Genomic DNA, 25,700 nt, shown 5'->3' on the forward strand with positions numbered 1-25,700 from the left:
AAGTTATGTCAGAAAACAAAAAAGCTACCCGATTAACGGATAGCTCTTTGTTTTGTATTTACCTTGTACCTTATCTTTTTTGTCTTCTGGCAGGAAAGAAGTTACCGGTTTTTCGTTTATTACCTTCCGGAGATCCTGGTGCAATCATAGCACAACGGAAACCAACGGTACTGCTGCTTTGATCTTCTTCCATAAAACGACGGGTGCCGGGGCTTAACCAATACGGTCTGTCGTTCCAGCTACCACCTTTAATAACTCTCGATTTATCGCTTATCAATGTCGTTACTCCGTAGCCGTAGTAAGCATTACTCAAAGAGTCTCCATCAAGAAAGTTTATAGCATATGACCTCTGATAATTTCTACGGGTACGTAAAGTCGAATCAGATTCATCCACCATTTTTATTCTTCCAAGGCTGTCTCTCAGATTACCTTCTCCACCGCTCATATCTATCTTTTGGAAACGGTTACCACGATAAGGGTTAAAATCATCTGCCTCAATACTGGTTAATGGGCGATAAACGTCGGCAACCCATTCACTTACGTTTCCACTCATGTTATATATTCCAAATCCGTTAGGAAAAAAAGCTGTTACCTCTGCAGGTATAGCAGACCGATCATTTAATCCTCCGGCAACACCCATATTATCACCACTTCCGCGTTTGAAGTTAGCTAAAAAACTACCCTGCCACGCGCCACGCTTCGTCGCCCGAAGATTATCGTAGCCATCGTTTTGCCATGCATAAATTTGTCGGTTAGAATTATTTTCTTCGCCTCGTTTTTTCTCACTTCTGCGTGGTTGAGGGTTTTGGTTTATATATCCTAATGCAGCATATTCCCATTCTGCTTCAGTTGGCAAACGATAACCTGGCAATAATATTCCATCATCAAAAGCAACACGAGTACGTGGACGGCCCTGTGAGTCTTTCAAATCATTCTTTTTAGGCTTACCGGGTATACCCTGGTATTCACCCATAAGGTAAGATTTTGTATTAAAGTTTTCCTGGCCACCTCCCGCAAGTTCAGTTTTAATTACATTTTTGTTTTGATACCCCTTTGCGACCAAAGCTCCTTCGTTTACCCTGTCGGTACGCCATACGCTGAAATCGTATGCCTGTTTCCAGTTCACTCCTACAACTGGATAAAAATTATAAGATGGATGACGGAAATAATATTCTACATAAGGCTCATTATAGGCCAGTTCACTTCTCCACACAAGCGTATCTGGTTTTGCGCCCTGAACCACTGCATCATATTGAGGATCAGAAAATACATTTTCAATCCAATGGATATATTCCCGGTAGTGAACGTTTGCAACTTCTGTCTTATCAATAAAAAAAGAGTTTACAGTTACACGGCGGGGAATATTATTCCAATCGCCCATAACGTCTTCGGTTGTTGCGCCCATAGTAAAAGTTCCACCTTCTACAAACACCAACCCTGGGCCGGTTTTAATATCCTTTGCCTTAGCAACGTTATAACCCCCCATGTTCTTATCGTTGTAATTCCAACCAGTCATCTCTGACTTTTGGACTTTATGTTTACATGAAGCCGCTAATGCCAGGGCTCCTAACAAAAAGATGGAATTTTTCAGACGCACTATTTGTTGCATTTCAAACATTTTAACTCTAATAAACGCTATGAAAAAATAATTATTGTAAAAAACAATTCTTAAGCTATGCGAATATAAAAGATTTATCCAGATAATTGAATAACTATTACTTTAGAACAATGTTAGGAAAAGATTAATATTGAAAATGCTCTATCTCCGAGCTCTCTTGTTAAAAAGTAGGTTAATCAAAATCAGCCAGTTTATAAAACTAAAAATTATACCACAAATTCCCTTGTAATTAATCTACTTTACAATCTCGCGATAACAAAGGTTATTAAGGAAAAATCCCTAATTCTGCATAACTGGTAGCAACTTTATTAATTGCTGAAACATAGGCTGCAGTTCGCATATCCGGAATTTCAGGATTACTTTTCCAAACCTCCATTATTTCTCTTGTAGCATTTACCATTGTCTCTTCAAGTCCACTATGCACAAGGTCTATTTCATCAGCACCGTGTTCAATAAACAACTTTTCTTTGGCATCAACATCTTTACCGGTTAACTCTTCAATCTGCCCGATAATGTGCTTATTCATATTCTCAGTAAAACGTTTCTCCAAACGGCCATACCTCACATGACTGAGATTCTTGAGCCATTCAAAATAACTTACCGTCACTCCTCCTGCGTTAAGATACATATCGGGTACCACCAGTATACCTTTTGCAATAAAAATTTCATCGGCTTCTGGTGTTAAAGGGCCATTTGCCGCTTCACCAATTATTTTTGCTTTTACACGCGGTGCATTCTGTCCATTAATGACATTTTCCAATGCTGCCGGAATCAAAATATCACATTCCAGTTCAAGTGCATCTGTATTTACAGCCAGGTTTTTACTTTTTGGGAAATTTAATATTGTTCCTTTTGCCTTTCGGTGTTGAAAAACTTCTTCTTCATTCAGGCCTTCACAGTTATAAATAGCTCCCTCCCACTCTGCGATTGCGATAACCTTTGCACCATGTTCTCTAAAATACTTTGCACAGTGATAACCCACATTTCCCAAACCTTGTACAACCACAGTTTTACCTTCTATGCCGGTGTTCAGGCCCAATTTGGCCATTCTATCAGGCATATTACACACTTCTCTTATACCATAAAATACACCGAGACCGGTAGCTTCGGTACGTCCGCGAACGCCACCCTGTGAGACAGGTTTCCCTGTAACGCAAGCTGCTGCATCCACTTCTGAAGGATGCATTGCAACATATGTATCAAGAATCCATGCCATTTCTCTTGCACCAGTGCCATAATCAGGCGCAGGTACATCTGTACCGGGACCAATAAAATTTTTCTTTATTAATTCTGACGTATATCGACGGGTAATTTTTTCTAGCTCAAAAGCCGTATATTTCTTGGGGTCAATCTTAATGCCGCCTTTGCCACCCCCAAAAGGTACATTTACAATAGCGCATTTATAAGTCATTAAAGCAGCCAGAGCCATCACCTCATCCTGGTTAACTTCCATGCTAAAACGTATACCACCTTTGCAAGGAGTCTTGTGATGACTATGCTGCACGCGGTATGCTTCTATTACTTCAACATTATTTCCAATCCGTACCGGAAACTTCATTTTGTAAACACTGTTACAGGCTTTAATTTGTTCAAGAATTCCCGGATCCCAACTGGTGAACCTTGCCGCTTTGTCAAAACTTCTCGTAACACTATCAAAAAAACTATAGTTTTCTGTTACTGTCATATTATTTGAATTTTTAAAAATTTCATATAAGGAACAATCGTAAATAAAATTTCAAAATATACATTTAGTCCGACAAAGATCAGTTTCGACAATAAAAGGTATGCACCAGCTGAAGACCTTTTCTCAAAATCGTTGTGTCACTCACTTGTACAACGATTTTTCTTTTCAGCTTGTCTCAACTTATATTAAAGCTATTCAATTTAATCAAATAAAAACTTTTAGAAAATTGGTATAATTTCCTTCAACTTATAAAGATTACTACAGTAATGATGTTGAGAGTAGGATAATGAGGCTGACGTTTTTACTATTGTGACAATAGATAAGTAAGGATAATTAAAAGTTTCCACCTTTTTCCAGCTTACTCAACTTTTTATCTAAGCGAGATATGTACAATATCAGGCCTGCAAGTATGGTGATAACAACAACCATTACTACATAAATTTTTCCTTCGCTTCGCATGAAACCATTTTCATGACTTGTATCAGGTGCAGTAGCAGTCTGAGCTATAGAACTGAGCGTTATTAAAAATGCAAAAGCAGCTAAAAATGTTTTTTTGTAATTAACCATTTACCGATTGTTTTTCTTTAAATTGTTCAAGTCTAATTCTTAGGGTTGTAATCCATACTCCTAACAATGTCCATCCCACAACTGCAGGCCAAAATACCATGCGCATAGCTGGGTCAAGGTCTTTGCCGCCACCCATTCCCGGGTTTCCCTCAACACCTTGTCCGCCCGGGTGAAGACTTTCGACCATTCTCGGTATTATCCAAAGAGTTGGAAAGAGCATGGCACAGGCAAACACATTATATACCGCTCCAATCTTTGCCCTCTTATCTACATCAGGAATGGAATTTCTAAGTATAAAATATGCGGCATATATAAGCAAGGCAATAGCTGCAAGCAATTGCTTGGGGTCATTGCTCCATGCTTCGCCCCAGGTATAATTTGCCCAAATTGCTCCTGTAATTAATCCTAAAACTCCAAAAACAATTCCTGTCTTTGCATATTCACGCGAATAAATATCAGCATCAATGGAAGGATTTCGAAGAAATTTGATGGCATAAATAACAGAAACAATAAAAAGCACCATCATACCGAACCACATTGGCACGTGGAAAAAAAAGTTTCGGATAGATCCGTAAAGATTTCCTATATGTGGAACCTTAATAAGAAAACCTGCAGTAAATGTAAATAACAGAAAAACTACTGATAGCACTTTCCACCAGGATTTTCTAATCATGGTTGTTTTATTTTATTGCTGAAGAACTGTGGTAACGATACCATCTTACTCAGCTTATCTTAATTTTAAAGTGACAAAAGTACGGGAAAGGGTATCAACGAAAAACAACGATAATGTAAAAATTAGCATAATGAAGAATACGCGTTATTAATCTTTCCACAAAAAAGGAAATAAAATAATTGACAGAACTACTACCATTGCATCTAAACCAAGAAGTAAAAGAACCATTTGCCCAAGGCCCGCCTGTATAACTGACGAGAAAGCTATGGTGGCAATTTTCATTAGCAGCAGCAGTTGCGGAATAATTATCGGGAAACCTAAAATGGCCATAAGAGCAGCTTGTTGTTGGGCTTTGGCTGCAATAGCCGCTAAAAAAGTAAATACTACGCTCAGGCTCACGCCCCCTAAGGTAGCCAGCCCAATAAATTGCAAGGGTTGTTTAAGCGGGTTCCCCATCAGAAAAACAAAAAGGAATAAACTCATAATGCTCATTACAAGCATTAGCAATGCATTAAAAAGCAATTTTGAAAGAATGAAATCTCTTGGGCCCGCTATAGAATAGAAATAAAGCATTCTTCCCTTATTTTCCTGTAAAAAACTTTTCGCCACTGCATTCACACATACAAATAATTGTATCATCCAAAACAATCCGTTCCACACGTCGTCTTCAGGCCGCCCCATAGCGAGGTACAAAACAAAAATAGTAGAAGAAACATATAGTAATACGCCATAAAAGCTGTATTGCTGCCGCACCTCCAGCAACACATCTTTTTTAAACAGGGTAATTATACTTTTAATGCTATTCAATTAAACCTTGAATTTTAATTAATGGAATTTTTGAAAATACTTTATCATTTTAATCTATTAGCACAAGCCAAAGAATAATAAAAACCGCGAAAATACAACTGATAAACGTAATGAGCAGTAAGGACCCATAATCAGTAGTTTGCTGTCGTTACTTCAAATGCTTTCAACTTAGAACTTTCTGTAATAAAACCAAAAGAAAGGTTAATATCCTTCATAATAACATTTACGGCAACGTGGCTCATATATGTCCTGTTCGCCCAGTAACACCTGGTCTTTATCTAAAGACTTGCGGTAAGACATACTTGCAAGGTTGCCGCATTTTACACAAATTGCATGCAGCTTTGTTATAAAATCTGCAACGGCAAGCAGTTGAGGCATTGGTCCAAAGGGCCTTCCCTGGTAATCCATGTCAAGCCCGGCAACTATCACCCTTATGCCTCGTAATGCAAGCGTTTCACAGACGTTGGTTATTCCATCATCAAAAAACTGGGCTTCGTCAATGCCGACAATGTCTACACTATTTATCAATTTCGTTATAGTGTGAGAATGATCAACAGGTGTGGAATGTATATAGTTTGAATCATGACTGACGACGGCCGTTTCGTCGAAGCGAACATCGATAGAAGGTTTAAAAATTTCTACTTTTAAATTGGCTATTTTAGCCCTTTTCAACCGGCGGATAAGCTCTTCCGTCTTACCGCTAAACATGCTTCCACAGATAACTTCTATCCAACCACGTCGCTCCCCGTGGTAATTTGGTTCGATAAACATTATAAATATAACTTGTTATTGTATGCAAAGAGTTAGTAATTTTACTTTATAACCGCTTACTAATCGTCAAATGTATTTATTCTATGGAAAGAGTGGGAGTTTTGATTGATAAATTACAGAAGCAGTTTCAGCAGAACGCCGAGGTGCAGAACTTGTTGGTGACCGTACAATTATTGCATAATGAATTATTGCTGCAGGCTAACCAGGCAAATGACAAGGACATTGAGAGTAAAAATATTTCGGTTGTAGTTCCTAACGCTATAGCAGCACCTGTTGAGTTTATTCAAAACGACGAAACAGGCAACGCTTCTTATAAACCAGTGCCGAAACCTGAAACAGAACCTGTGCCGGTGGCTGAACCTATACCTGAGCCTGAAGCACCAATGCCGGAAACCGAACCTTCACCTACGCCCAAACCTGAACCGGAACCTATTCCACATTTTGTAGAGCAAAACCCCTGGCTTACTGTATTTCCACCTAAGGAAGAAAAGAAAACGTCATGGTCATTAGATCCGGTTTTTGAAGTTCCCACTTTAGCACACCAGGAAAATGCAGTTTATGAATTGAATCAAACAATGATAAATGAGGGAACACTGGCGTCAATAAATGATAAATTGAAGCAGAACAAATCAGAAATGGCGTCTGTTCTTCAGGATACCCCAATAAAAGATTTAAAGAAAGCTATCAGCATAAATGACCGACACCGTTTCATTCATGAGTTGTTCAGGGATGATGAAAATATGTATGAGCGTTCAATAAAAACAATTAATGGTTTTCATATTTTAGCAGAAGCTGAATTCTGGATACAGCGGGAACTGAAACTAAAACTGGGATGGGACACAAACCTTGAATTGGTTAAAACTTTTGATCACCTAGTTAAAAGACGATTCTTATAAATATATTCAAGAATTTTTCCAGTTGCACCCTTCTTGTTGTAAACATAATTTAATGCGGCACGGGAAGTGTCTATAAATTTTTCATCTTTATCAAGAAGTTGATTAAAAGTTGCTTCTAAAGCAGAAGCATTACCTATACTAACTGCTCCTCCATTTTTAACTAATTCAACAGCTTCTATAAATTTATCATAGACTGGTCCAAAAACAACAGGTTTTCCATAAACTGCTCCTTCCAGCACGTTGTGAACTCCATCTGTACCAAAACCGCCACCTATATAAGTTATGGTGGCATACTTATACAATCTGCTGAGCATGCCAATATTGTCAATTATTATCGTATTGATATCTGAAGAAGCTTTTAGGGTTTTCAATTCAGAAAATAGAACAGCAGTTTTATAAAGCCTTTGGCATTCACCAAGCCTCTGTTTACTGATGTTATGCGGTGCTATTATAAATTTTACACTTCTTTTTCTGTTTGCATACTCAGCAAGTATTTTATCGTCTTCGTACCATGTGCTTCCGGCAACAATTATATCCGAACCATTACAAAATTCTTCAATAGAAGTTATTGGTTCAAATTGCTGCGCAATCTCTATTACCCGGTCAAAGCGTGTATCGCCGCTTATCGTAACATTTTCCCTGAAACCAATGTCCTTTAAAAGAGAAAGCGATTCTTCATTCTGAACAAAAAAATGGGTAAAGCACGAGAGCGATGCACGATAAAAGTAGCCGTATTTTGAAAAAAAAGGTTGATTTTTCCTAAATATCCCCGAAACCAATAATAATGGAATATTTCTCTTTTTTGCTTCGTTTAGATAATAATACCAGAATTCATATTTAACAAAAAGAATAAGACTTGGCTTAGCAATTTCCATAAATGTATACGCATGATTCCTGCTATCCATGGGAAGGTAAAAGATATAATCAGCACCGTTATAATTTTTTCTAACCTCGTAACCCGAGGGCGAAAAAAAGGTAAGCAATATTTTATAAGAAGGGCATTCTTTCCTGATTTTTTCAATCAGAGGCCTTCCCTGTTCAAACTCTCCAAGTGAAGCACAATGCATCCAAATTAAGGGATGAGCAGGATCAATACCCTCCTGCATTCTCTTTAAAACTTTTTTACGTCCTTCCGTCCAAAATTTTGCTTTTTCATTAAAGGGAGAAGAAAGCCGGACAAAAAAAGGATACAGGCGAATAAAAATTTGATACAAAACTTCCATCCAATATAAATATTTCAACAAAAATAGCTGTTCGGATTCTTAAAACTGAGTAAGTACCGTAAAGGTGTTTTACTGTAGCTTTGCGCGCACGTAAAAAACTTGTATATGAAGCCTTTACAAATGGTTGATACAAAAACTCAATATCTTAAGATAAAAGATGATATTGATGCTGGTATCTTCCAGGTACTTGAAAGCGCTGCTTACATTAATGGAAAGCCCGTTCAGGATTTTGCGAAAAATCTATCTGCTTATATGGGTGTAAAGCACACTATACCTTGCGGTAACGGTACAGATGCATTGCAGATAGCCATGATGGCTTTAGACTTGAAACCGGGAGATGAAGTAATAACGCCTTCTTTTACTTACATTGCTACAACCGAGGTCATTGCATTGCTGAGGCTTACACCTGTTTTTGTAGATGTAGACAAAGCAACATTTTGCATAGATCCCGAAGCCATAAGAAAAGCTATAACGCCAAAGACAAAAGCAATTGTCCCGGTACATTTATACGGGCAGGCAGCCAACATGCAAGAAATTATGGCTATTGCTAAAGAGCACAATTTATTTGTAATTGAAGATAATGCGCAGGCTATTGGTTGCGATTATACTTTTTCTGAAGGAACAGTAAAGAAGACGGGCACTATTGGCACCATAGGTACTACCTCGTTTTACCCGTCTAAAAACCTGGGTGCGTTTGGTGATGGAGGAGCAATGTTTACCAATGACGATGCACTTGCTGAAAAATTGAAAATGATTGCGAATCATGGTCAGAAAGTAAGATACTACCACGATATAGTTGGATGCAATTCAAGGCTCGATTCTATACAGGCGGCTATCCTCGATGTTAAGCTCAGACACCTGGATGAATATATTTCAGCACGACAGAAAGCAGCTTCATTTTATGACAATGCCTTTGCCGGCAATGATTCATTAACTGTTCCTGCAATCGCCGATTATTCTAACCATGTATATCATCAATATACATTAATATTAAATGAAGTTGACAGAAATGAGTTGAGCAGTTACCTCGCAAGGCACAACATTCCTTCTATGATTTATTACCCGGTTCCTGCACATCGTCAAAAAGTATTTGATGCACTTGGAGGAAGTAATTATCATCTTCCGGCTACTGACTGGCTGACTGAACGCGTGATTTCGCTCCCGATACATACAGAACTTGATGAAGAACAATTACAATATATTACGGCCCATGTTCTCAACTTTGTGAACGGAAACAAAGATTAGTTTAAAAATCAGTTGAAATAATTAATAGGTATTTGCGCAAAGCAAAAATGTTTTTTCAGAACCAGCAGAAGAACAAATTGCAACATTGTTGTGTCACTCACTTGTACTTACATGTTTTTATTCAGCTTTTTTAAAAAAACATTTTCAAACCTCATCATAAAAGCTAACACTACATAAAAGATGTCGAAACCCATAATTCTTGTAACCGGTGAAAAAGGACAGCTAGGAAGCGAGTTAAAAGTATTGTCTAAAAGCTACCCTCAGTACGATTATGTTTTTACTGACGTAGATGAACTGGACATTACTGATGCAGAAAAAGTAGAGGAATTTTTTATTACTTACAAGCCGGCTATTTGCATAAATGCAGCTGCGTATACTGCAGTAGATAAAGCCGAAACCGATAAAGAGTTAGCCTTAAAAATAAATGCCTACGCCGTTGGAAACCTTGCAGAAAATTGTCGTAAGAGAAATACAAGGTTTATTCATGTTTCTACCGATTATGTTTTTGATGGAACAGCTACCAGCCCTTATACCGAAGACCATCCTGTAAGCCCGGTTAATTTTTATGGTGAAAGTAAACTTAAAGGCGAGGAAATAGCTCTTGAAAAACTTCCTTCAACTGTTATTATCCGCACCTCGTGGGTGTACAGTTACTTTGGAAACAACTTTGTTAAAACCATGCTTCGCCTTATGAAGGAACGCGAAAATATAAATGTGATCAACGACCAATTCGGTTCACCAACTTATGCTGCAGACCTTGCTGAAGTTATAATGCAAATAGCTGAACAAACAGAAAATAAAGGAGGAATTTATCATTTTTCTAATGAAGGAATTATAAGCTGGTTTGATTTTGCAATCGCTATAAAGGAATTAGCAGGTTTACGCTGTAACGTACAGCCGATTGATACATCAGGTTATCCCACTCCTGCTAAAAGACCTGCTTACTCTGCAATGAGCAAAGAAAAAATAAAATCAGTATTTGACATTAAGCTAAAGGATTGGAAAAATAGTTTGCAGCAATGCATCCACCTATTACAGCAGTAGATAATTAATATTTCGATTTTTTCCGGTACTATTTTCGTTAACACTAATAGTGATGTTACTGATTGGAATTAGTTGATGAGTTAATTTTATCAGCAACAGTTGCAGAAAGTTTGATTGTTCTGTTTTAATAATAACGTGGAGGAAAGATGCTTAACGCCTCTATTTTTGACATTTTTTAACTTATTTATTTATAAGTATTTTCAAGTTGTAGATAATAATTTTTTTATATTTAATCCTAATTTTGATGAGAAAAAATCTACTTGCAATAGTTTCCCTTTTCTTTTTAACCTCTTCCCACTCCCAAACACAATTTGGATTAAAAGGAGGACTTAACCTTGCAACAGTCAGGTACATAAATACAGATAACAGCAAAGCAAGAGTTGGCTGGAATGCAGGAGTCTTAGCAGAAATACCGATACAGGATAATCTTTTAATAAGACCAGAGGTACAGTACTCGAGCAAAGGTTTTGGGTTTTCCGCAAGGGGCACAGGCAGCGCTGGAAGCGTAAGGCTAAATTACCTAGCGGTTCCCGTTTTATTTGGATACTGTTTTAACAGCAAGACAGAACTTCTTCTTGGTCCTGAATTTGGATTTTTACGTAAAGCTGTTTCCAAATCTTCAGGTATTACTGAAGACATGTCAAACTTTTACCGCCATTTTGATGTCGGTTTCGATCTTGGATTAGCCTACAGGATTACTAAAGTCTTTGGTGCTGAAGTTAGATACAATTATGGATTTAAAGATTTGGTAAACGTGGTGTATATGAATGAAAACGGGGGTACTACAGGGCAGGGTAAAAACGGAGCAAACAGTGTTTTACAAGTCGGTTTGTTTTATATGCTCGATTAAACATTCAGCTTTAGAGTTTTGCTGAAAAGTTGAAATTTCTTAAAATAGGCTAAAATACATGCTTTAATAAAAAAAGCTTACAATCAATTTTTATTATGGATAAATTGAAAGGGTTTAAGCTTGCTGTAGCTGATTAACTTTTCAATTTTTTTAAGCTTTGTTACTATTTTGTAATTGTTAATATCAATTATTTCATTAGCAAGGCACAGCTTTTCTATAGCCTCAGCCTGAAATAACAATTGATTCAATTTTTCAACTTCAAGCTCCATCTCTCTTTGAGTAATTGATGCATTTTTTGAAAGTACCAATAAATCTCTGCTTGCTGCTTTCATAAAGTGAATTTATCGAATGTATGATAGATTATTTACATTAGAAACAAAATATTATCCTACTGACTTTTTGTGTACCATAGGGCAACCGCAGCCTCTTGCTGACCTACAACTTGTAAAAGTTGCTGTTAAAATAATTAAAAATAACAATAACAACGATATTTGTCTTATTTTTTTCATATTTATACTCATCCTAATAAACGCTATTCTTTTTCTATTGCCGAAGAAATCTTATATTACAGTCCTCATTGCACCACTTGACTGGGGTTTAGGCCACGCTACCCGCTGTATTCCCCTGATCAATCACTTGCTGCAATCGGGCTGCAAAGTAATAATTGCTGCCGAAGGATTACAGAAAAAACTATTAAAAACAGAATTTCCAACTGTTATTTTTGTTAATATCCCTTGCTACAATATTAAATATACAAGAGTAAAACGATTTTTCTCTGTAAAAGTTGTGTTGCAACTGCCGAAAATCTTTATAACTATTTTACGGGAGAAAAAATGGCTTGACCGATTTTTGCAAAATAACAAGGTAGACGCTATTATTTCTGATAACAGATTTGGCCTTTTTCACCGTAAAGTTACATCAGTTTTTATTACACATCAGTTACTCGTAAAGGCTCCTTTTATATTATTTGAAAAAATTATTCAAAAAATTAATTATGGATATATAAATAGGTTTTCTGCATGCTGGGTGCCGGACGAAAAAGGAAGTACAAACCTTGCTGGAGTTCTGTCTCATCCGGAAAAGCTTCCCCAAATAAAGGTAAACTACATAGGTGGAATAAGCCGTTTGGAAAGACAGGATGAAGTAGCAAAAAAATATGACGTTCTTATTATCTTGTCGGGACCGGAGCCTCAAAGAACATTGCTGGAAACAAAGTTGCTTAAACAACTGGTAGATTTTAAAGGGAAAGCATTGCTTGTGAGAGGTTTGCCGGGATTTTCAGAGTCTTTATCAGGTACAATGCATTTGAAAATTCAAAATCATTTGCCTGCAAAAGATCTTGAAACTGCTATTAATGAGAGTGAATATATAATTAGCCGAAGTGGCTATACAACAGTGATGGATCTTTGCAAGCTTAAGAAAAAGTCTATTTTAATTCCCACCCCTGGGCAGACGGAGCAGGAATACCTGGCTGCGCATCTACAAAAGCAAGGTTGGTGCGTGGCTGCCTCACAAGAAAATTTTTCTTTGCAGAAATCTTTGCAGAAAGCGCAAAAGTTTAATTACCAACTTCCCGATCTGAAAATGGAGGCTTATAAAGAAATATTAGATGATTTTTTAAAGTCAATTTAATTTGAAGCTTTAAAAATAAAAAGGTGGAAATATTCTGATTTTTATCAATTGCTGATGAAATTTACCCTTTTCCAAAGGGTTCTCAATTTGCCCTTGTTTTTTTTAAAAATTGGGAAATGCAATTTACTCTGCCTTGGGATAGTCAAAAAACCAGAACTTTTTCTCTGCCGATATAAATTCTTTCCATTTTTTTCCATCTCCTTTTACTGCGAATACAGCACAGGTAGGCATATCATCAATTGTAAAGGAGGTAAGCTGATTTGCAAAATTTGTTATGGCAGGATTATGAGAGAAAATAGCAACTGTTTTGAAGTTATCATCTAGGTCTTCGATAGCATTATAAAAGGCTTCTATTGTTGGCTCATATAAAGTTGGGACTGTAATAATGTCCTTTAACTTCATATCGTACTCTTCTGCAAAAAATACAGCAGTGGCTAAAGCTCTTTTGGCGGGACTGCTAATAAAACCATCAATTTTTATTTCCTTTTTTTTCAGCCTTTTAGCCATTGAAGGGGCATCGTGCTTTCCACGATGATTTAAAGGCCTGTCAAAATCATCTACATCAAGATCCCAACTGCTTTTAGCATGCCGAATAAGTAATAGTGATTTCATAAGTTACTTTTAAGTGACTTTAGTGTAATCGAAGCCCAATGAAATCATCTATAAAAAAATCCTGCCCAGGTTAATATCCTCTCATATTTTTTCCTTCCATATAATTTAAAAACGCCTTATTTACTACCTTATTTCCACCAGGTGTGGGATAATTGCCGGTGAAGTACCAATCTCCGGTATTGGTAGGGCAACTCGCGTGCAGATCTTCAATAGTCTGGTAAATAACTTCCACCGGAAAATCAATATCTTCAGGAGTGATCAATTCTGCTATTTTTTGAGATATTTCTACAGTTGTGAATGGTTTATATACTTGTCTCACTACGTTTTCTGTATGTAACTGGTCTGCAGAATCCAGTTCTTTGCATCTTTCATACAACTCGTTAAGTAAGTTTCCCATCCCTCTTTCATTCAGTAATTCTACTGCTGCGCGAAAAGCAATAAAATCGCCTAGTTTGCTCATGTCAATCCCATAACAATCGGGATAACGGATTTGTGGAGCAGATGATACCACGATAATTTTTCTTGGTTCCAGTCGTGAAAGCATTTTTACAATACTTTGTTTTAGTGTAGTTCCACGTACAATCGAGTCGTCAATAACTACCAAAGTATCTTCCCCCTTAACTACAGTACCATAGGTGATATCGTAAACGTGCTGAACCATCTCATTGCGATTGGCATCTTCAGTTATAAATGTTCGCAGTTTTACATCTTTTATGGCAATTTTTTCCTGTCGTATTTTACGGTTTATCATACCAGACAGCTTTTCTTCCGTTACATCGTTTCCCCAACTTAATATACGCTGTACTTTTATCTGGTTAAGGTAATCTTCCATTCCTTTACACATACCGTAATAGGCGATTTCTGCCGTATTGGGTATATATGAAAAAATGGTATTCTTAAGATTATAGTTGATAGCCTCCAAAACAGTTTTACTGAGGTGATATCCCAAGGCGATTCTTTCACGATATATTTTTTCATCACTGCCCCTCGAAAAATAAATGCGTTCAAAACTACATGCCCTTCTTTCTTGTACATCTAGTACCTGTTGTACGGTAATTTCTCCGTGAGATGCAACAATCAAAGCATTTCCTGGCATTAACTCCTTTACTTCATTTTCACCTACGTTAAAAGTGGTTCTGATTGCAGCTCTTTCACTGGCAGCTACAACCACCTCATCATCCATATAATAGTAGGCAGGACGGATGCCGTTCGCATCTCTTAAAACAAAACTGTCACCGTTGCCCAACAATCCCCCAATCGTAAAACCTCCATCAAAAAGCGACGCTGCTTTTTTTAATATACATCCAAGGTTTAATTTTCCAGGATTTTCTTCATCTTCTTTAACTATATAATGATGAATAACCTCGAGCATAGCCGCGAGGTCACTTTGTTTTGAAAAATCGCCTGCGTCGAAATTAATATGTTTGAATAACTCATCAGTATTAACCAGGTTGAAATTGCCGGCAAGGGCAAGGTTGCGGGCAGGAACCACGTTTCTTCTTATAAAAGGATGGCAAAAACTCGCATTATTTTTTCCCTGCGTTCCGTACCTGAGGTGGCCTAACAGCAACTCTCCTAAAAAAGGCAAATGCCCTTTTAAAAGGCCCGGATGAAGTTTTATGTCTGATTGGTATTTTTCAAGTTCAGTCACTTCTTTGCCTATAGTGGCAAATAAATCAGCTATCGGCTGGTTAGCTACACTTCGTATTCTATGAAGAAACGGATATCCGGGCTCAACATGTAATTTTACGGCAGCCATGCCAGCACCATCCTGGCCGCGGTTATGCTGCTTTTCCATTAACAGGTACAGTTTGTTTAAACCATACAGAACAGTGCCGTATTTTTGAAGATAATATGAAAAAGGCTTTCTCAAACGAATGAATGCCAGTCCGCATTCATGCTTTATTTCGTCGCTCATGATATGTTTAAAAAAGAACGCAAGTTACAACTACATCGTGAAAAATAAGGTTAATTAAGGTCTCTTAACTGCAGTCTTTCTGCAAGCCACAAAAATTCCGATACAAAATTGTGAATTGTATTTGAAAATGATTGATCAATAAGGGTGCCCTCTTTATCGAATTTCTTGTCGACCTGGGGCGTCACAAGCATATAAGGGGATGGAACTCCAAACAATGCACATATTAATAACTGCAATTGCTGGCTAGCCCGTATTCCGCCCAAAGAACCTGTAGACGCAGTTACAATACCAAATGCCTTGTGCATCTGTTTGGGAAAATGATCGAACAGGTTTTTCATAGATGGAGTATAACTTCCATTGTATTCCGGAGTTACAATTATAAAAGCGTTTGCTTCAAACATACGTTTTGCAAGTGGCTTATAATGCTGTGGTGTTTTTGCAACGGAAGAATAAACTTCTTCCTGCAAAGTAGGGAAATTCCATTCCCTCACATCAATTATATTAACATTGTGCGGCGTTTTTTCCTGCAGATTTTTTTGTAAAAACAAAGCTATTCTATATGTAACACTTTCCTGTCTTGGGCTTCCTGAAACTATCTCAATATTCATTTTTATTCGTATGGCTAAAATTGCTATGCAAGTAAAGAGCTGTTTAGAGAAAAGTAAACTTTTCGGCCGTTAGTATGCGAGCAGGGTTAACTCCAAATATCTTATTGATTGACTGGTGTCTCAATAACAATAAATTCGCTCTCTTGTTCTGCTTTTATTTCAAAAGAATTAGTGCCCCATATACCAATTGCATCTCTTTTAGTAAGAGTTTCACCATCAATAGCAACAGAGCCTTCTAAAACAAATATATATATACATTTATTTGTTGCATTAAAAGAGTAGGTATATACCTGCCCTTGCTCAAACCACCCTAAACTCAGTGTAGCATTTTGATTGATCCAGCAATGTTCTGCACCTTCTTCACTACTAACAATCGTTTGAAGCGTATTCTTCCTTTTTTCTTTATTAAAAAGTCGTTTTTGATAGCGCGGAGAAATGTTCTGCAATTTGGGTTCTATCCAGATTTGTAAAAATTTCACCTCTTTGTCGCCTATATTATATTCTTCGTGCCGCAAGCCCGAACCAGCGCTCATGATCTGTACCCAATCCTTTTCTACAACCTCTGTATATCCAAGAGTGTCTTTGTGATTCATTTTTCCCTGTAGCATTACGCTTATTATTTCCATATTTACATGTGCGTGAATGCCAAAGCCACCTCCCTTTTGAACTGTATCATCATTAAAAACTCTTAAAGTGCCAAAACCTTTCATTACAGGGTTTTGATAATTTGAAAAGCTAAACGAAAATTTGCTTAAAAGCCAGCCCAGATCTTTTGTACCCCGACCTGCAGCACGATGAATAACTTTTTCCATTATGCTTGTTTTATCATTTCTACATTCAAAGCCAATTTTACATCATCTGCAACAACCAATCCACCTGCTTCGGTTACTGCGCTCCATTTTAGACCATATTCTTTACGATTAATTTTTCCCGAAACCTCAAATCCCATTCTTTCCTGTCCCCATGGGTCTTTTGCGCTTCCGTTATATTCAACTTTTAATTCAACAGGTTTGGTAATATCACGTATTGTAATGTCTCCGATCAGTTTGTATTCGTCCTCTCCAATTTTTTTAATGCTTGTAGATTTAAATATCATCTTAGGAAACTGCTCGGCATTAAAAAAGTCATCACTTTTAAGATGAGTATCTCTTTGCTCATTTTTAGTATCGACGCTATTAACGTCTGCCTCAAAAGTTACTTTCGCTGTTGTAAGATCATCTTCGTCAATCTCAAGAGTAGCATCAAATTTTTTAAAAATGCCTGTAACTGTTGAAATCATCAGGTGTTTTACCTTAAACATAATGTCTGAGTGATCCACATCGATTTTGTAAGTTGCCATGATTATATTGTTTTTATAGATTGAGAAATAAATATTTTCTAAGTGTTTTTTTTATCACAACTAATGCATCGGTACTTCTATTAATAATATCTCTGCATTCGTATTTGCAGTTATATCAATTTTATCAATATCCCATATACCAATTGCATCTCTTTTAAATAATGATTGACCGTTTATTGTAACATTTCCATCAATTACAAAGGCATAAACGCCATTGGTCGGCTTCTTTAATAAATAAGAAGTTGAAAAATCGTTTTGAAATTTTCCCAGTGAAAACCATGCATCCTGGTTTATCCATACTGCATTTGGATCGTCCGGAGCTACCACTGTTTGAAATTTGTCTAAGCGATCTTGTGGATTAAACGTTTTTTGGTCATACCTTGGCGCAATATTTCTTTTTTTCGGAATGATCCAGATTTGTAAAAAATTGGTTGTTTTATCTTTATAGTGATTGTATTCAGAATGCTTAATCCCAGTACCTGCACTCATAATCTGCACATCATTTTCGTTTATCACTGCATGAGTTCCTGTACTGTCTTTGTGCTCAATGGCACCTTTTAACGGTATGGATACTATTTCCATATTGTCGTGAGGATGTGTTCCAAAACCTGATCCACCGGTAATAATATCGTCGTTGAGAACGCGTAGCATTCCAAAATGAACTTTTTCGGGATCATAATAATTTCCAAAACTAAAAGAGTGATGACTATCTAACCATCCAAAACTTACATGACCTCTTCGGTCTGCACTATGCAATATTGTTTTCATATTATTTGTTTAAATTGTATAAACAGTAATTATTACCACAAACATTTATTCGCTACCACGAATATTTTCCAACATTGTATTAAGTTTGATTGCATCGTCTTCGAGCAGATGAAGAGAATTGGTAAAAAGGTTATCAACCTTATTTGTTGCAGTCTGCAAAGCATCTAAACCAACATTTGTCAGGGTAATAACAGTTTCTCTCTTATCAATCACTGATGTTGATCTTTCAACATAATTTTTTGCAACCAACCTGTCAACTATTCTCGGCACATTCGAACTTGGCTCTATCATTCTGTTGCCAATATCTTTTACACACATAGCTTCGGGATGCTTTCCTTTCAATATTCTAAGCACGTTATACTGCTCGTGCGTTAAGCCAACCGCTTTTAATTCTTTGCTGACCATTGTTTTTAACCACCATGCTGTGTACAAAATATTTAATCCTGCCTTATGTTTCTGGGAGGAAAACCTGGTCATTTTTAAAGCATCTTCAATTTTCACAATGCAAATATATGTACATACATGCATTTTTGCAAATTTTTATTACTCTGTTTAGGATACCACACAAAGCATTGTTATTCTTAAAACCAGTATTCCTAATAATATAATTCTTATCTCATCTATCCTTAATGATATAATATCTTTGTTGTTCAATAAATAAGGCCCGGTCTTACCTGATGAAGAACCTTAAATACATTTACCATTTACTTACAGAAAAGTTACGGTCGAGATTAAATAAGGCGCAATATGTAATTTATGTATCTACATTAGTTGGACTTGCCTCGGGATTAGTATCGGTGCTTCTAAAAAAGTTAGTTCACTATCTGCAACAATGGATAGAAGATATTCCCGCGCCGCCTACTTATCTTGTTTTTCCTGCAATAGGTCTCATACTTACTGTTTTTATTACTCATCGTTTTTTCAGAGGTTCATTTAAAAGAGGTATAGGCATGGTGTTAAATGCTATAGCTCAAAAATCTTCATTTATCCCCCGCAGCCATACTTATTTACATATAATTACCAGCGCTATTACAGTAGGCGTAGGCGGATCAGTAGGATTAGAATCTCCGATTGTAGCGACAGGGTCAGCAATCGGCAGCAACATAGCGAGGGTAAATGAACTTTCTTACCGTGACAGGTCGCTAATGATTGCGTGTGGCGCTGCCGCTGGTATTGCCGCTGTATTCAATGCGCCGATTGCGGGAGTTATTTTTGCTATAGAAGTTTTGATGGTGGAATCCGTAGTAAGCTATTTTATTCCACTTATTATTTCTGCAGTAATTGGCGCGCTTTGTTCTAAAATAATATTGCAGGAAAGCTTTTTATTCAATTTCTTTTTAACACAAAGTTTCAATTACAAGTTTGTTCCTTACTATGTTTTGTTGGGTGTTTTGTGCGGCTTTATCGCTTTATATTACGCTAAAAGCTTTGGAAGTACAGAAAGATACATACATAAACTGGAGATAAACCCTTACTTAAAAGCTTTTCTTGGAGGCTTTGGATTATTGATATTATGCTACACTCTTCCGCCATTGTTTGGCGAAGGATATGTGAGTATAAAAAAAGTAGCAACCGGAGAAATAGAACGTACCACTCAAAAGTCTTATCTTTTTGCTTATGCGGGGCAAACGTGGACATTGCTAATATTTGCGATAAGCGTAGTTTTTTTAAAACCGGTTGCAGCAGGTATTACAATAGGCTCTGGTGGTAACGGTGGCAATTTTGCCCCTTCTTTGTTTGTAGGCTCTTTTCTCGGTTTTGCTTTTTCCCGCCTGTTTAATAGTTTTGGCTGGACTCAAATTCCTGAGGGAAATTTTAGCCTTGCTGCGATGGCAGGGGTATTAAGCGGCGTTATGTATTGCCCATTAACAGCTATTTTCTTAATTGCCGAAATAACCAACGGCTACGAATTATTTATTCCGCTTATGATTGTCTCGTCCTTATCTTATTCTATTGTAAAGCATTTTGAACCATACTCAATGGAGACTAAGCTGCTTGCGCTGAGAGGTGAAATATTTACTCACAAAAAAGAGCAAAACATCTTAAGCACTATTTCTTTAAAGGAAATGCTTACTGACAGTCTTAAAACCATATCCATTAACAGTACCCTTGCCGATCTGATCACGCTTATGAGTGACAGCAATTCAACAGTTTTTGCTGTTCACGATGAGCAGGACAATTTTGCCGGTATTATTGAGTTAAATGACGTAAAAAACCTGATCTTAGGCAAAGATATACAGCCGCAAATGTTAATTGCCAACCTGGTGAAACAGCCCAAGGAGGTTATTTATTACAAGGACCCGATGCCCAAGGTTATGCAGAAGTTTGACAGCACTAACAGCTGGAATTTGCCTGTGCTTGACGCTGAAAATAAATTTATGGGGTTTATTTCCAAATCAAAACTCTTCAATCGTTATCGCGAAATTTTAGCTGAGCATAGTGATTTGTATGAGGAAGTGTAAGTTGGTTTATTCCAAAATAAATCCTTTTATACATACTATTTCTACTTCTATACTTTATCTTATTCAAACTTATAATAACAAAAACCTGCTTTAGCTTTTTCGATTTTTTTTAAATTAATACAAATATTCTTTGTTTTCTCTAAATTTCTAATCTCAATATAAATATAACCAGTGAAATAATTATTCTTAAAAGACCTGCTTTTTATTTCTTCATTATATTCCTCTTAAACATTGTACGATTATTACTTTTACTGAAAACTTTCAGCACCGGTTACAATAAAACATCATGTATGGTAATACTATTAACAGTCACATTTGTAATAGGTTATATGGCTATTGCAGCGGAAAACCTTATTAACATAAATAAAGCTGCCACTGCTTTGATTACCGGTGTTCTATGCTGGACTATATACATTTCAAACAGTTCTGATAAACATCATGTAGCAGAACAACTTACCGACAATTTAGGTGAGTTGTCAGGAATACTATTCTTTTTGATGGGAGCAATGACTATTGTTGAGCTGATAGATGCTCATTGTGGCTTTGATATAATAACAAGAAGAATCACTCAAACTGACAAAAGAAAGCTTTTGTGGATTATCTCTTTAATAACTTTTTTTCTTTCTCCATTATTAGATAATCTTACGACTACAATTGTAATGATCTCATTATTAAGAAAACTTGTAAAAGAGCCAAAAGAAAGATTATTTTTTGCGGGAATGATTGTTATTGCAGCAAATGTAGGGGGAGCATGGTCGCCAATAGGAGACGTCACTACGACGATGCTGTGGATAGGAAACCAGATAACCGCAGGCAATATCGTAAAACAACTAATTCTTCCGAGCCTCGCATGTTTACTTACTCCTTTAATTATACTTTCCATTCGTCTTAAAGGAAGAATAGAACGCCCGGTTATGGATGCAGATTCAAATGCTTCGCTAGTTTCAAAAAGGCAACAATATATTGTGTTCTTCGCTGGAGTTATTGTTCTTATTTCAGTGCCCGTTTTTAAATCAGTCACTCATTTGCCTCCGTATATGGGTATTTTAATAGGCTTAGGAATTTTGTGGATTATAACAGAAATAATACATGGAAAAAAGAATGAAGAAGACAAGCATATTTTATCTGTTGCTTATGCACTTCAAAAAATTGATACGCCAAGTATTTTATTTTTTCTCGGCATATTAATTAGTATTGCGGCGTTGCAGGTTACAGGTGTTCTTTCTGCCCTTGCCGTATGGATGAACGCCACTTTACCTAATGATAAAATAATAGTTATTTCTATGGGATTGCTTTCTTCTATAGTAGATAATGTTCCTTTAGTTGCAGCTTCTCAGGGCATGTATAGCCTGAACCAATACCCGACTGACCACTATTTTTGGGAGTTCTTAGCCTATTGTACAGGTACTGGCGGCAGTGTCTTAATTATTGGATCAGCTGCGGGCATCGCGGCAATGGGTATTGAAAAAATAAGTTTTTTCTGGTATATAAAGCACATAAGCTTGTTGGCTTTACTGGGATATTTTGCAGGAATTGGTGTCTATCTTTTACAGTATTATATCAGCAGTTAACGCCGAATGATTAATGTAGAAGTAATCTTTAAAACTTCGCCGAAATACCTGCATAGAAACTTCTGCCTATGGAAGGTATTATGCCAGGACCCGGATATTCATCTGTTCTTAATGTGAAATAAGATTTATCCGCGACATTATTTATTCCTGCTTTTAAAGAAAATTGCTTTATTCTATAAGTTGCGCTTGCATCAAACACTGTATAAGCAGGTATATACCCTGCAATAGGTTCATCACTCTTTCTTACATTAGTGGCGTCGCCAAAAGCATCACCATTATTATTCATTTGAAGGGTTGCCGAAAATCTTTTGCCTGTATACGTTACCCCCGTCCTGTTGATATATTTTGGTGATGTTTCAACTCTGTTGCCCTTAAATTCTCCTTTTGTATATTTTGCATCAATAAATGAATAAGAATTAAAAATACTTAAGCCGTTGTTTGAGCCGGAATCCAAATACTTCAAAAGATTAAACTCAATATAGCTTTCGAGTCCCTTATGTACACTGTTCGCAACATTTGTACGTAAAGTGTATTCATTAGGAGTACCCTGATTCATTAATACTAAACCAATACGTTTATTATAGGCGAGGTAAAATAAACCAATATCAAAATTCAAATAGTTTTTAACAGTGCCTCTGTAACCCAGATCTGCATTGAAGCCATTTGCATCTTTAAGGTCTGGGTCTATTTTGGAAGTTGTACCAAAAGCAGTTATTTGTGAGTAATCAACGGGTCTGTATGCCTGGCTGATATTTGCATAAATGTTGGTGTTTGCTGACGCTTTAAATTCTGTACCTATACCTGCCAGAGGTATATACCTGGGCCTGCTTTCGTTTGTAATAATTTTATCATCATCTTCCTGCTCGTAACCCTTTCCTGTGCTTTTCAAATATTCTAACCTAAATCCTGGTGTAATAGTAAAACGATTATTTATTCTGAAAATATTCTCTACAAAAGGAGCAATGTTTGTTGTTGTGTAATCAAAATTATATTCATAGGGACCTGTAACAGACAAATCAAAACCAGAACCTGTTGTACCTTCTCCACCTCCTAACCTTTTAAACCATGCGTAAGCATAGCGGAGACCTCCGGCAATCGTATTATCCATTTTGCCCAAACTGTAATGGTGCAGCAACCTCAATTCTGTAGTCGTATTATGCATTTTTTCATTTTCAACTTCACGAGGTACATATTCACCTGTTGATGCATCAATTTCGTCAAATGCGCCCGCGCCGCCATCTTCATTTCGCCATACCAACGACCTGCTGCTGAATAATAATGATGTTTTTAACGTCAATAATGTCTTAGGAGAAATAGTATAGTTCGCGTAAGCAGTTAAAATATTCCAAGGACTTTTTAACCAGTTTCTGCTACGAAACGATGATCGGGAATTTGCCTGGAACATACTATCGGTAAGCCCCCCCGGCATTTTTATCTTGTTTCGAAGAAGTGAATACTCCACTCCGGCATTAAACTTATCTGAAGCATTATATTGTACTTTTCCAAAACCTGATAATTGCCACTGTTTACTATTAGGGCGCCATCCATCTATCCTCCTGTATTGAACAAAACTGTAATAGCTTAATTTCTTTATAGTACCTGAAAATGAGTTAAATGTATTAAACATTCCAAAGCTTCCACCTGTTTGCGAAGTATATAGTTCGAAAGCTTTATTTTTAGGAGCTTCGTTTATTACATAATTCACCATGCCTCCAAATTGGGACCCAAATTGCAACGATGCTGCTCCGCGTACCATTTCTATTCTGCTAACCGCTTCCATTGGAGGCAGATAATAAGCTTCATTATATCCAAAAATATCGGCGCTTATATTATAGCCATTTTGGCGGGTATTCATTTCTATACTTTGAGAAGGAATGAGACCACGGGTCGAGATGCCATTAGCGGTAAAACCACCTGTTTCACTTTCCACAATATTCAGTCCTGGTATCTTACCTAAAATTTGTCTTGTATTATTTATTGCTTTATTAGCATCTAAACTATCCACAAGAATAACTTCGTTTTTTTTGCCTGCATAAATGATCCCGTCTTTTACTTCAGGCATGTGGCCCGTGCCCCTTACGGTTTTTATACCTGTTACGGTTACACCTTTTAATATAAATTTCTGCGTGCTATCAATTTTCTTTTGAGCAAAAAGGGTTAAAGGCAGAAGTAAAATTGCGGGTATTATGCTTGATTTCATTATATATTTAGTTGCCGCAAATGTGAGTTAAAAAGCCAGTAGGAACTTATGTAAAAGGGAAAAACAGTTACGATATAAGGAATAGTAGCTAACCGTAACACTGTTTGCAGTACGGTTGATAGCGTACAAGTTAAAAAAGTATAGGTATTAGATTGAAATGATACGGCTATTTTTAGCTGTGTTATAAAATACACTTTTCTTACCATAGCTAAATAAATTGTAGTTGTGGAGGACCGCATTATATTAATAAGTGGAGGAATAGGCAATGAATCTTACCTATGATTGACGTTGGTACTGTGTCCGTAAAAGATATGAACCCGGAGAAAGAATGATTAGCATCATCGCTTCCATTGATGCTTCATTACATAATTTTTTAGAATGCTTAATATGTTGCCCGCCCGCCAGAGATATCATAAATAAAACCCGTGGAAAAACTATTTTCATCAGAGACGATATAACATGAAATGGCAGCGACTTCCTCCACTGTACCCAATCGTTGCATTGGTATCTTAGCTGTCATGTATGCTAACTGCTCAGAAGAAGTATTGTCGTTCATTGGTGTCTTGATAACTGCAGGCGCCAATCCATTAACAGTAATATTGGTATCAGCAAATTCCTTTGCCACTCCTTTCACAAGGCCAATAACCCCCGCTTTAGTAGAAGAATAACCTACCATTCCAGGATTACCTTCTTTACCTGCAATAGAAGCAATGAGCAGCAATCTGCCGGTACCCGTTTTTTTCATCACGCTTAAAGCAAATTTTGTAATGAGGAAAGTACCTTTCAGATTTACTTCATATATTTTGTCAAAATCAGAAGTGGGATATTCCGTAATTTTTGTGTTGGTAAGGCCGACGATTCCTGCAGCATTTACAAGAATGTCTATTTTCTTACATTCATCTTCAACATCCAAAATAGCTTTTGATACTTGTGATTCGCTGCTTATATCAACAACATATCCCTTTGCCTCAATACCGTCACGCTGAAACTCTGCAACTGTCTTTTGCAACAGTTCCTGATTAATATCAAACAATGCTAATCGCGCTCCCTCTTTTCCCAGCCTGTATGCTACGCCCCTTCCTATACCGTCAGCCCCGCCAGTGACAACGGCTACTTTGTCTTTAAATCTTTCGTTTATTATCATATGGCTATTCGTTTACTTCCAACAGGAACATTTCAGATTTAAGTGTTAGTTTATTTAGTTTCAATAGA

At 36.9% G+C, this 25,700-nt stretch carries 24 protein-coding genes; 7 read left to right on the forward strand and 17 right to left on the reverse strand.

What is annotated here, in order from left to right:
- Nucleotides 1–70 precede the first annotated feature (70 nt).
- The 6 genes from B154_RS0126585 to B154_RS0126615 form a co-directional block, all read right to left on the reverse strand.
- Nucleotides 71–1,609 carry an SUMF1/EgtB/PvdO family nonheme iron enzyme gene (locus B154_RS0126585; protein WP_018617403.1) on the reverse strand — a complete coding sequence of 513 codons (1,539 nt, stop codon included), beginning with the start codon at nt 1,607–1,609 and terminating at the stop codon, nt 71–73.
- 274 nt (nt 1,610–1,883) lie between these two features.
- Nucleotides 1,884–3,302 (reverse strand): Glu/Leu/Phe/Val family dehydrogenase, encoded by a 1,419-nt coding sequence (locus B154_RS0126590; protein WP_018617404.1) that lies wholly within the window; start codon nt 3,300–3,302, stop codon nt 1,884–1,886.
- Between the two features lie 333 nt (nt 3,303–3,635).
- A complete protein-coding gene (locus tag B154_RS0126595) occupies nt 3,636–3,869 on the reverse strand; it encodes a CcmD family protein (RefSeq protein ID WP_018617405.1) in 234 nt (77 codons plus the stop codon).
- Nucleotides 3,862–4,542 carry a cytochrome c biogenesis protein CcsA gene (ccsA, locus tag B154_RS0126600; protein ID WP_018617406.1) on the reverse strand — a complete coding sequence of 227 codons (681 nt, stop codon included), beginning with the start codon at nt 4,540–4,542 and terminating at the stop codon, nt 3,862–3,864. The genes B154_RS0126595 and ccsA overlap by 8 nt, the downstream gene beginning before the upstream one ends.
- A 147-nt stretch (nt 4,543–4,689) precedes the next feature.
- Complete coding sequence (locus B154_RS0126605; RefSeq protein WP_018617407.1) at nt 4,690–5,349, reverse strand: heme exporter protein CcmB; 660 nt, start codon at nt 5,347–5,349, stop codon at nt 4,690–4,692.
- A 201-nt stretch (nt 5,350–5,550) separates the two neighbouring features.
- Nucleotides 5,551–6,120, reverse strand: coding sequence for a thymidine kinase (locus tag B154_RS0126615; protein WP_018617408.1), 570 nt, complete (start codon nt 6,118–6,120; stop codon nt 5,551–5,553).
- Between the two features lie 83 nt (nt 6,121–6,203).
- On the opposite strand from B154_RS0126615, the gene B154_RS0126620 reads away from it, so the two are divergent.
- The gene (locus tag B154_RS0126620; RefSeq protein ID WP_018617409.1) at nt 6,204–7,016 is read left to right on the forward strand and encodes a hypothetical protein; all 813 of its coding nucleotides are present in this window, start codon (nt 6,204–6,206) and stop codon (nt 7,014–7,016) included.
- Here the strand turns inward: B154_RS0126620 and B154_RS0126625 are convergent.
- Nucleotides 6,989–8,239: a 3-deoxy-D-manno-octulosonic acid transferase gene (locus B154_RS0126625; RefSeq protein WP_018617410.1), complete on the reverse strand. Its 1,251-nt coding sequence runs from the start codon at nt 8,237–8,239 to the stop codon at nt 6,989–6,991. The genes B154_RS0126620 and B154_RS0126625 overlap by 28 nt on opposite strands.
- A gap of 105 nt (nt 8,240–8,344) precedes the next feature.
- On the opposite strand from B154_RS0126625, the gene B154_RS0126630 reads away from it, so the two are divergent.
- The 3 genes from B154_RS0126630 (at nt 8,345) to B154_RS31155 (ending at nt 11,378) form a co-directional block, all read left to right on the forward strand.
- Nucleotides 8,345–9,484 carry a DegT/DnrJ/EryC1/StrS family aminotransferase gene (locus tag B154_RS0126630; protein WP_018617411.1) on the forward strand — a complete coding sequence of 380 codons (1,140 nt, stop codon included), beginning with the start codon at nt 8,345–8,347 and terminating at the stop codon, nt 9,482–9,484.
- Nucleotides 9,485–9,664: 180 nt separating this feature from the next.
- Entirely contained in the window at nt 9,665–10,528 is an 864-nt protein-coding gene (gene rfbD, locus B154_RS0126635) for a dTDP-4-dehydrorhamnose reductase (protein ID WP_018617412.1), read from the forward strand.
- 244 nt (nt 10,529–10,772) lie between these two features.
- The gene (locus B154_RS31155) at nt 10,773–11,378 is read left to right on the forward strand and encodes a porin family protein (RefSeq protein WP_018617413.1); all 606 of its coding nucleotides are present in this window, start codon (nt 10,773–10,775) and stop codon (nt 11,376–11,378) included.
- Nucleotides 11,379–11,461: 83 nt separating this feature from the next.
- Here the strand turns inward: B154_RS31155 and B154_RS0126645 are convergent, their stop codons facing one another.
- Nucleotides 11,462–11,710, reverse strand: a complete 249-nt coding sequence (locus tag B154_RS0126645) for a hypothetical protein (protein ID WP_018617414.1) — start codon at nt 11,708–11,710, stop codon at nt 11,462–11,464.
- A gap of 16 nt (nt 11,711–11,726) precedes the next feature.
- On the opposite strand from B154_RS0126645, the gene B154_RS29885 reads away from it, so the two are divergent.
- Nucleotides 11,727–13,010 (forward strand): glycosyltransferase, encoded by a 1,284-nt coding sequence (locus B154_RS29885; protein WP_018617415.1) that lies wholly within the window; start codon nt 11,727–11,729, stop codon nt 13,008–13,010.
- Between the two features lie 123 nt (nt 13,011–13,133).
- On the opposite strand, the gene B154_RS0126655 is transcribed toward B154_RS29885, so the two are convergent.
- From B154_RS0126655 to B154_RS0126685, 7 genes are all read right to left on the reverse strand, one after another.
- Nucleotides 13,134–13,622 (reverse strand): SixA phosphatase family protein, encoded by a 489-nt coding sequence (locus tag B154_RS0126655; RefSeq protein WP_018617416.1) that lies wholly within the window; start codon nt 13,620–13,622, stop codon nt 13,134–13,136.
- 70 nt (nt 13,623–13,692) lie between these two features.
- Nucleotides 13,693–15,540 (reverse strand): amidophosphoribosyltransferase, encoded by a 1,848-nt coding sequence (locus B154_RS0126660; RefSeq protein ID WP_018617417.1) that lies wholly within the window; start codon nt 15,538–15,540, stop codon nt 13,693–13,695.
- A 50-nt stretch (nt 15,541–15,590) separates the two neighbouring features.
- A complete protein-coding gene (locus B154_RS0126665) occupies nt 15,591–16,148 on the reverse strand; it encodes an NADPH-dependent FMN reductase (RefSeq protein WP_018617418.1) in 558 nt (185 codons plus the stop codon).
- 101 nt (nt 16,149–16,249) lie between these two features.
- Nucleotides 16,250–16,960 (reverse strand): pirin family protein, encoded by a 711-nt coding sequence (locus B154_RS0126670; RefSeq protein ID WP_018617419.1) that lies wholly within the window; start codon nt 16,958–16,960, stop codon nt 16,250–16,252.
- Nucleotides 16,960–17,487, reverse strand: coding sequence for a YceI family protein (locus tag B154_RS0126675; protein WP_018617420.1), 528 nt, complete (start codon nt 17,485–17,487; stop codon nt 16,960–16,962). Before B154_RS0126675 ends, B154_RS0126670 begins: the two co-directional genes overlap by 1 nt.
- A 60-nt stretch (nt 17,488–17,547) precedes the next feature.
- Nucleotides 17,548–18,255: a pirin family protein gene (locus B154_RS0126680; RefSeq protein ID WP_018617421.1), complete on the reverse strand. Its 708-nt coding sequence runs from the start codon at nt 18,253–18,255 to the stop codon at nt 17,548–17,550.
- A 45-nt stretch (nt 18,256–18,300) separates the two neighbouring features.
- Nucleotides 18,301–18,756: a MarR family winged helix-turn-helix transcriptional regulator gene (locus tag B154_RS0126685; RefSeq protein WP_026260473.1), complete on the reverse strand. Its 456-nt coding sequence runs from the start codon at nt 18,754–18,756 to the stop codon at nt 18,301–18,303.
- A 176-nt stretch (nt 18,757–18,932) separates the two neighbouring features.
- Here B154_RS0126685 and B154_RS29890 point away from each other — a divergent pair, with 176 nt between their 5' ends.
- Together B154_RS29890 and nhaD are read left to right on the forward strand one after the other, a co-directional pair.
- Nucleotides 18,933–20,717: a chloride channel protein gene (locus tag B154_RS29890; protein WP_018617423.1), complete on the forward strand. Its 1,785-nt coding sequence runs from the start codon at nt 18,933–18,935 to the stop codon at nt 20,715–20,717.
- Nucleotides 20,718–21,007: 290 nt separating this feature from the next.
- Nucleotides 21,008–22,288, forward strand: a complete 1,281-nt coding sequence (nhaD, locus tag B154_RS0126695; protein WP_018617424.1) for a sodium:proton antiporter NhaD — start codon at nt 21,008–21,010, stop codon at nt 22,286–22,288.
- A 28-nt stretch (nt 22,289–22,316) separates the two neighbouring features.
- On the opposite strand, the gene B154_RS29895 is transcribed toward nhaD, so the two are convergent.
- Together B154_RS29895 and B154_RS0126705 are read right to left on the reverse strand one after the other, a co-directional pair.
- Nucleotides 22,317–24,488, reverse strand: coding sequence for a TonB-dependent receptor family protein (locus B154_RS29895; RefSeq protein ID WP_018617425.1), 2,172 nt, complete (start codon nt 24,486–24,488; stop codon nt 22,317–22,319).
- Nucleotides 24,489–24,870: 382 nt separating this feature from the next.
- Nucleotides 24,871–25,632 (reverse strand): SDR family NAD(P)-dependent oxidoreductase, encoded by a 762-nt coding sequence (locus B154_RS0126705; RefSeq protein WP_018617426.1) that lies wholly within the window; start codon nt 25,630–25,632, stop codon nt 24,871–24,873.
- Nucleotides 25,633–25,700 lie beyond the last annotated feature (68 nt).

Origin of the sequence: Segetibacter koreensis DSM 18137 (assembly GCF_000374045.1) — a bacterium.
GTDB lineage: Bacteria > Bacteroidota > Bacteroidia > Chitinophagales > Chitinophagaceae > Segetibacter > Segetibacter koreensis.

Excerpts from the sequence above, each read along its gene's own strand:
- B154_RS0126585 (WP_018617403.1), bottom strand. The coding sequence starts at position 1,609 with ATGCAACAAATAGTGCGTCTGAAAAATTCCATCTTTTTGTTAGGAGCC.
- B154_RS0126590 (WP_018617404.1), bottom strand. The coding sequence starts at position 3,302 with ATGACAGTAACAGAAAACTATAGTTTTTTTGATAGTGTTACGAGAAGT.
- B154_RS0126595 (WP_018617405.1), bottom strand. The coding sequence starts at position 3,869 with ATGGTTAATTACAAAAAAACATTTTTAGCTGCTTTTGCATTTTTAATA.
- ccsA (WP_018617406.1), bottom strand. The coding sequence starts at position 4,542 with ATGATTAGAAAATCCTGGTGGAAAGTGCTATCAGTAGTTTTTCTGTTA.
- B154_RS0126615 (WP_018617408.1), bottom strand. The coding sequence starts at position 6,120 with ATGTTTATCGAACCAAATTACCACGGGGAGCGACGTGGTTGGATAGAA.
- B154_RS0126620 (WP_018617409.1), top strand. The coding sequence starts at position 6,204 with ATGGAAAGAGTGGGAGTTTTGATTGATAAATTACAGAAGCAGTTTCAG.
- B154_RS0126625 (WP_018617410.1), bottom strand. The coding sequence starts at position 8,239 with ATGGAAGTTTTGTATCAAATTTTTATTCGCCTGTATCCTTTTTTTGTC.
- B154_RS0126630 (WP_018617411.1), top strand. The coding sequence starts at position 8,345 with ATGAAGCCTTTACAAATGGTTGATACAAAAACTCAATATCTTAAGATA.
- rfbD (WP_018617412.1), top strand. The coding sequence starts at position 9,665 with ATGTCGAAACCCATAATTCTTGTAACCGGTGAAAAAGGACAGCTAGGA.
- B154_RS31155 (WP_018617413.1), top strand. The coding sequence starts at position 10,773 with ATGAGAAAAAATCTACTTGCAATAGTTTCCCTTTTCTTTTTAACCTCT.
- B154_RS0126645 (WP_018617414.1), bottom strand. The coding sequence starts at position 11,710 with ATGAAAGCAGCAAGCAGAGATTTATTGGTACTTTCAAAAAATGCATCA.
- B154_RS29885 (WP_018617415.1), top strand. The coding sequence starts at position 11,727 with ATGTATGATAGATTATTTACATTAGAAACAAAATATTATCCTACTGAC.
- B154_RS0126655 (WP_018617416.1), bottom strand. The coding sequence starts at position 13,622 with ATGAAATCACTATTACTTATTCGGCATGCTAAAAGCAGTTGGGATCTT.
- B154_RS0126660 (WP_018617417.1), bottom strand. The coding sequence starts at position 15,540 with ATGAGCGACGAAATAAAGCATGAATGCGGACTGGCATTCATTCGTTTG.
- B154_RS0126665 (WP_018617418.1), bottom strand. The coding sequence starts at position 16,148 with ATGAATATTGAGATAGTTTCAGGAAGCCCAAGACAGGAAAGTGTTACA.
- B154_RS0126670 (WP_018617419.1), bottom strand. The coding sequence starts at position 16,960 with ATGGAAAAAGTTATTCATCGTGCTGCAGGTCGGGGTACAAAAGATCTG.
- B154_RS0126675 (WP_018617420.1), bottom strand. The coding sequence starts at position 17,487 with ATGGCAACTTACAAAATCGATGTGGATCACTCAGACATTATGTTTAAG.
- B154_RS0126680 (WP_018617421.1), bottom strand. The coding sequence starts at position 18,255 with ATGAAAACAATATTGCATAGTGCAGACCGAAGAGGTCATGTAAGTTTT.
- B154_RS29890 (WP_018617423.1), top strand. The coding sequence starts at position 18,933 with ATGAAGAACCTTAAATACATTTACCATTTACTTACAGAAAAGTTACGG.
- nhaD (WP_018617424.1), top strand. The coding sequence starts at position 21,008 with ATGGTAATACTATTAACAGTCACATTTGTAATAGGTTATATGGCTATT.
- B154_RS29895 (WP_018617425.1), bottom strand. The coding sequence starts at position 24,488 with ATGAAATCAAGCATAATACCCGCAATTTTACTTCTGCCTTTAACCCTT.
- B154_RS0126705 (WP_018617426.1), bottom strand. The coding sequence starts at position 25,632 with ATGATAATAAACGAAAGATTTAAAGACAAAGTAGCCGTTGTCACTGGC.